Below are 5,904 nucleotides of genomic sequence, written 5' to 3' on the forward strand. Positions count from 1 at the left end.
ACCGGGGCAGCTCCAGTGCCGGTCACGGTGACAAGGCAGCTACCGGAACCACAGGCCAGTGCGCCGGCCGCGCCCGCCGATGAGCTTGCCACGCACGTCGCACGCGTCGAAGCGGCGGCTGCCCAGATCGACGCAGGCCAGCGTCAGCAGTACGAAAAGCCGCGCTCGTCGTCCGTTCCGGTCCAAAACTGAAGCTTCACCAGGAGAACATCATGATCATCCGCCCCATTCTCTTCTTACGCTGGACAGTACTGATCGCACCGGCCTGCGGCGCACTGAGCGGTTGCCTGTCGACGACGCCCGTCTGGGACAGTCACTTTGGCCAGTCCGTCAGGGCCATCAGCCAGGCGCAGATCATCGATCCCGATGCGGCGATCCACCATCCGTCCACGAGCGGGATCGACGGCAAGGCCGCGGTCGCAGCGATGTCGAATTACAACGCGTCGTTCCAGCAGCCCGCGCCGAGCGCCAACGCGTTCGTGATCGGCGTGGGTGGCAGCGGCAACGGTGGTGCTATGGCTGCCCCGTCGAGCGGTCAGTAGACACATTGAGCCGAGGGCATCATGGATCGCCAAATTCAAGCAGGGAGGCGCCGCCGGGCGGCTCATCGCGAGCGCGGCGTGGTATCGGTCATCGTTGCGCTGTCGCTTGCCGCGCTGATCGGCTTCGTCGGCCTGGCGCTCGACCTCGGCAAACTGTATGTCGCCAAGAGCGAGTTGCAGAACAGTGCGGACGCATGCGCGCTGGCCGCTGCGCGCGACTTGACGGGGGCGTCGCCGTTGTCCGTGTCGGAGGCGGCCGGTATCGCCGCCGCCAGTGCGAATTCGGCATTGTTCCAGAGCACGCCCGTTGCGATGACGGTCGACAGCAACATCAAGTACAGCGATTCGCTTAGCGACGCGTTTGAGAGCAAGGACGGGATCACCTATTCGCTCGCGAACGTCCGCTACGCCCAGTGCACCACCAATCTGTCGGGCATCGTCAACTGGTTCATCCAGGCCCTCGACGTCATACCTGGCGTGAATATCGCGAACGCAGCGGTCTCCGCGCGGGCGGTGGCCACCACCGGAGCTTCGCAGACGACCTGCGCGATTCCCGTGTTCGTATGCACGCCGACGACTGCGACCCCGTCATCGGCCTCCTACGCTATCGGCCAGTGGCTGACTTCGAAAATCGATTCATCGAAGCAGGGTAAGGGGATCTACGGCGGAGGCAACTTCGGTTGGGCGAACCTGAGCGGCGGCACCGGCGCGTCAGCGCTGGCGAGCCAGCTCACAGGCGCTGGACAGTGCAGCCTGACCATCAACCAGCCGATCGGCAATCCGGGCAATATTGCGTCCATCGACACGGCCTGGAACACGCGCTTCGGAATCTACAAGAACGGCAACGGCAACGCTACCGGCGTGACCGATTTCACCGGCTATGCCTACACGTCGACATCGTGGTCCAAGCAGTCCGGCGCGTACAGCGATTTCATCACGAGGCGCCGGTCTTTCACGCCTTATCAGGGCGATGGCCCGGCGGGCCTGAGCACAAACGGCAGCGCCGCGTCGCAAGCGACCTACCAGGCGGGCGCGGACCGGCGGCTGGCGCTGGTGCCGATGGTCGATTGTTCGTCCCTCGCCAATGCCAACGGTACGCACACGACGACCGCGCAATCATTCGGGTGCGTGCTAATGCTCGATCCGATGCAAAAGGGCGGCAACGCCGATGCGGTAACCCTTGAATACCTCGGCGCGTCTGATCTCGCGAGCAGCCCGTGCGCGACACAAGGCATTCCCGGGGCCGGCACCGGCGTGGGTCCCAAGGTACCGGTACTGGTGCGATAGGAGCGACCATGATCAAGCGTCCACACTCACGCCGCCGCATGCCCGGAGCCAGGCATATGCGCGGAACCGCCGCGGTCGAATTCGCGATTCTGCTGATTCCGTTGTTGACACTGGTTATGGGTGTCGCGGAATTAGGCCGCGCGATCTACCAGTATGAAGCGCTGACCAAAGCAACCCGCAACGCCGCACGCTATTTGTCCGAGTTCTCGCCAAGCGATGTGGCGTATCCGGTGGCTGACGCGAAGTGTCTCGCCGTGACCGGTCAGTTGACGAGTTCATCGGGATGCTCGGGGACCCCGCTCGTGCCAGGGCTGACCGCGTCGATGGTCGTCGTTTGCGACCGTGTCTCGTCGCCGGGTTGCCCGGGCATGAGCTTCGGCAACGTCGCCACCTACGACACGAACAACGGCGCGAATTCCGGTTCGCCGGCGGGCACGATCAACCTGGTCGCGGTGAAGATCACCGGCTTCACGTACATACCAATCGAGTCGTTCCTTTTGAGTTTGACGAGCTTGCCGTTCAACAACATCGCCACGGTAATGAGGCAAGTGCTATGACTACGAAGAGGCGTCGATTCATCGCAGCAAGGAGCAGGCAGCGAGGCGTCGCAGCCGTTGAATTCGCACTGGTCGCGGGCGTTTTCTGCACGCTGCTGATCGGCATCTGCGAGTTCGCGCGCGTGCTGTTCTACTGGAACACCGCAAGCGAAGCGATGCGCGAGGGCGCACGGGTCGCTGTTGTGTGCGACCTGAACGCAGCCGGCATCGCGAATAACGTCACTGGCCTGATGCCGACGATTCCCGCATCGAGCGTGTCGGTTTCGTACGCCCCCTCGGGGTGCACAGCCAGCACGTGCAGCACAGTCACGGTCAGCATCAGCAACGTGCCGGTGAATACGGTGATTCCATTTGTGCCGCTGACTCTGATGATGCCGGCATTCACCACCACGTTGCCGCGCGAGAGCCTTACCAGCTCGAGCGGCGGCAGCGCATGCAACTAAAGCTTCCAGCGGGTGACCACATCATGATCAATATTCTCATCAGCTCGGAACACACTGGCCGGATGTCCGAGATCGTCCGCCTCGTCACCGATTCCGGCAGCTACACGACTACACGGATGCAGGGAGCGCCATCGACATTGCTCGAGCGCGGCGACAGCCTCGACGTCTTCGATGTGCTGATCATCGACGCGTCGTCGCTCGAGCACGCCGAACTGCCCGCCGTCGACATGCTGATTCACCGCTATCCGCGCCTGACCTGCATCCTGCTGTTGCCCGAAGCGTCGCCGGACGTGTTGATCGCGGCAATGCGCGCGGGTTTTCGCGACGTGCTGAACTGGCCGCTCGATCCGCGCGCGCTCGGCGACGCGCTGAAGCGCGCGATTGCGCAGCGTGTGATGGACCAGCGGCACGAAACGCATTTCGTGTCCTTCATTTCGTGCAAAGGCGGCGCGGGGACCAGTTTTATCGCGGCGAATGTCGGCCATGCGATCTCCACGTTGCACGACAAGCGCGTGCTGCTCGTTGACCTGACCCAGCAGTTCGGCGATGCGGCATTCCTGGTCAGCGACCAGACGCCGCCATCAACGTTGCCGCAGATGTGTGCGCAGATCGGCCGCATGGATGCCGCGTTTCTTGAGGCATCCCTCACGCACGTGAGTCCCCGCTTTCATGTGCTCGCGGGCGCGGGTGATCCGCTCAAGGCGCTCGACATTCATGAGGAGCAACTCGAGTGGATTCTCGGCGTCGCCGCGCCACGCTATGACGTTGTGCTGTTCGATCTGGGGCAGAGCATCAACGCGCTATCGATCGTTGCGCTCGACCGCAGCGCCGAAATCCATATGGTGCTTCAGGCGAGCATGCCCTACGTGCGGGCGGCGCGCCGCCTGCAGGAAATTCTTGTGTCCCTTGCGTACCCGGCCGACCAGCTCCGCGTGCTGGTCAATCGGCACCGCCGCCAGGACGAGCGGGTCAGGAGCGTGCTCGAGCAGGTGTTGGGAAAGCGCCCGTCCCATTTGATCCCCGACGATCCGCAGGTAGCGTATGACGCGGTCAATCTCGGTGAGCCCGTGTTGAAGACGGCCCGCAACAGCCCGTTGGCACATAGCCTGCAAACGCTAGCGCAAAACATCGCGAACCATTCCGCGGGCGTCGCTACTGCGGACAAGCGCGGCGAACCGATGCTTGCAAAGCTGTTTGGGCATATTGGTGCATCCCGGCAGCCCAAGGTCTCTTAACGTTCGGTCAGATTCGACCAGGAGAGTCTCATGTCATTACGTGAACAAATGTCGTCCCAGACGATCCACGCGCTGCCAGAGCGTCATTCCGGCAACCGGGCATCGCTCGGCCTCGCGCGCGCCGCGTACCAGAAACTGAAGCGCCAGGTCCATGAGATTGTGCTCGATCGGGTCGAGCTGGAAAGGCTGTCGCGCATCCCGGTCGAACAGGTCCGCCACGAGGTCAGCGCGCTGATCGCTCGCATTCTTGAAGAGGAAAAGGCGCCGGTCAACGATCTGGAGCGCAAGCAGCTCGCGATTGACATTCATGACGAAATGTTCGGCTTCGGCCCGCTCGAAGTGCTGCTACGCGACCCCACCATCTCCGACATACTCGTCAACACCTACCGCACGACCTACGTCGAGCGCAAGGGTCGCCTCGAGCTGACTGACGTGACCTTCTATGACGACGCGCACCTGATGAAGGTGATCGAAAAGATCGTCTCGCGCGTCGGACGGCGCATCGACGAGTCCAGCCCGATGGTCGACGCACGTTTGCCCGATGGATCGCGGGTCAATGCGATCATCCCGCCGTCGGCCGTCGACGGGCCGTTGATGTCTATCCGGCGCTTCGCCGTCAACCCGTTGCAGGTATCGGACCTGATCGCATCGCAAAGCCTGACGCCGCCGATGGCCGAGTTGCTCGACGCGCTCGCGCGCGCCAAGGTGAACATCCTCGTATCGGGCGGGACCGGCAGCGGCAAGACAACGCTGCTTAACATCCTGTCGGGGTTCATCCCGGAAGACGAGCGCATCGTGACCATCGAGGACGCGGCAGAGCTGCAGCTACGCCAGCAACATGTGCTGCGCCTTGAAACACGGCCGCCGAATGTCGAGGGACGCGGTGAAATCACGCAGCGCACGCTAGTGCGCAACGCGCTGCGGATGCGCCCCGATCGCATCATTCTTGGCGAAGTGCGTGGAGCAGAAGCGCTGGATATGCTGAATGCGATGAACACCGGCCACGAAGGATCGTTGGCGACCATTCACGCGAACACGCCGCGCGACGCACTAACCCGCCTCGAGAACATGATCAGCCTCGCGGGGCTCGCTCTGTCGCCCAAGAACCTGCGACAGCAGATCTCGTCGGCCATATCCGTCGTGGTTCAGACGGCACGGCTGACCGACGGTTGCCGAAAGATCGTCAGCATTCAGGAACTGACGGGCATGGAGGGCGATATCGTCAACATGCAGGAGATCTTCACGTTCAAGCGAACCGGTGTCGACCAGGACGGTGCGGTGCGCGGCTACTTTTGTGCAACCGGCGTGCGGCCCAGGTTCGCGGATCGGCTGCAGGCGTTCGGCATCACGCTGCCAGACGAGCTTTACGATCCGGGCCGGCATTTCGACACCGCGTAACGGGCCGCAACGGGTGGCGCCGGCGGGAAGCGCCGCTCGTAACTCTGTTTTGTGAGACATCCATGAATCCGATCTTCTACACCTTCAGCATCTTGCTGTTCGTCGCCGTGGTGCTGGCGATTGAAGGCCTGTACCAATGGTGGAACAGTCGCCACGGCCCTGCTGCACGCCGTCTGGAGCAGCGCATCCAGGCTCTGTCGGCGGGTGCTCAGGTGCGGGGGGAGCGACTGACAATCCTGAAACAGCGCTTGCTCAGCGGGTCGAGGCCGCTGGACGCGCTGATGATGCGCATGCCGCGCGTGCAGATGCTAGACCGGATCATTCTGCAGTCCGGATTGAGCCTCACCGTGGGCCGTCTGGCCGGGCGCAGCGTGTTCGCGGTCGCGATCATGGCGGCGGCGGCCAGTTTCGTGCCGCTACCGGTGCCGACGACGCTGATCGT

7 protein-coding genes and 1 pseudogene are annotated in these 5,904 nt (G+C 63.1%); all 8 read left to right on the top strand.

Features of this window, described 5'->3' with window-relative positions; translation table 11 throughout:
• The coding region (locus EOS_RS47150) for a hypothetical protein (protein ID WP_047849414.1) at window positions 1–192 on the top strand (192 nt) is incomplete at its 5' end.
• Window positions 193–212: 20 nt separating this feature from the next.
• Entirely contained in the window at window positions 213–542 is a 330-nt protein-coding gene (locus EOS_RS25000) for a hypothetical protein (RefSeq protein ID WP_047849415.1), read from the top strand.
• Window positions 543–563: 21 nt separating this feature from the next.
• Entirely contained in the window at window positions 564–1,829 is a 1,266-nt protein-coding gene (locus tag EOS_RS25005) for a pilus assembly protein TadG-related protein (protein ID WP_047849416.1), read from the top strand.
• 56 nt (window positions 1,830–1,885) lie between these two features.
• Entirely contained in the window at window positions 1,886–2,386 is a 501-nt protein-coding gene (locus EOS_RS25010) for a TadE/TadG family type IV pilus assembly protein (protein ID WP_047849417.1), read from the top strand.
• On the top strand, window positions 2,383–2,829 hold the full coding sequence (locus EOS_RS25015) for a TadE/TadG family type IV pilus assembly protein (RefSeq protein WP_047849418.1): 447 nt from the start codon (window positions 2,383–2,385) through the stop codon (window positions 2,827–2,829). The genes EOS_RS25010 and EOS_RS25015 overlap by 4 nt, the downstream gene beginning before the upstream one ends.
• 23 nt (window positions 2,830–2,852) lie before the next feature.
• Entirely contained in the window at window positions 2,853–4,064 is a 1,212-nt protein-coding gene (locus tag EOS_RS25020; protein ID WP_047849419.1) for an AAA family ATPase, read from the top strand.
• Window positions 4,065–4,094: 30 nt separating this feature from the next.
• Window positions 4,095–5,462 (top strand): CpaF family protein, encoded by a 1,368-nt coding sequence (locus tag EOS_RS25025; RefSeq protein WP_047849420.1) that lies wholly within the window; start codon window positions 4,095–4,097, stop codon window positions 5,460–5,462.
• Window positions 5,463–5,524: 62 nt separating this feature from the next.
• A pseudogene (locus EOS_RS25030) lies at window positions 5,525–5,904 on the top strand (type II secretion system F family protein); the annotation flags it as partial.

Origin of the sequence: Caballeronia mineralivorans PML1(12), assembly GCF_001028175.1 — a bacterium.
In the GTDB taxonomy this organism is placed as follows: Bacteria; Pseudomonadota; Gammaproteobacteria; order Burkholderiales; family Burkholderiaceae; genus Caballeronia; species Caballeronia mineralivorans.

Bases quoted from the DNA above. Each gene is read 5' to 3' on its own strand.
- EOS_RS25000 (WP_047849415.1), top strand. From the start codon at position 213: ATGATCATCCGCCCCATTCTCTTCTTACGCTGGACAGTACTGATCGCA.
- EOS_RS25005 (WP_047849416.1), top strand. From the start codon at position 564: ATGGATCGCCAAATTCAAGCAGGGAGGCGCCGCCGGGCGGCTCATCGC.
- EOS_RS25010 (WP_047849417.1), top strand. From the start codon at position 1,886: ATGCGCGGAACCGCCGCGGTCGAATTCGCGATTCTGCTGATTCCGTTG.
- EOS_RS25015 (WP_047849418.1), top strand. From the start codon at position 2,383: ATGACTACGAAGAGGCGTCGATTCATCGCAGCAAGGAGCAGGCAGCGA.
- EOS_RS25020 (WP_047849419.1), top strand. From the start codon at position 2,853: ATGATCAATATTCTCATCAGCTCGGAACACACTGGCCGGATGTCCGAG.
- EOS_RS25025 (WP_047849420.1), top strand. From the start codon at position 4,095: ATGTCATTACGTGAACAAATGTCGTCCCAGACGATCCACGCGCTGCCA.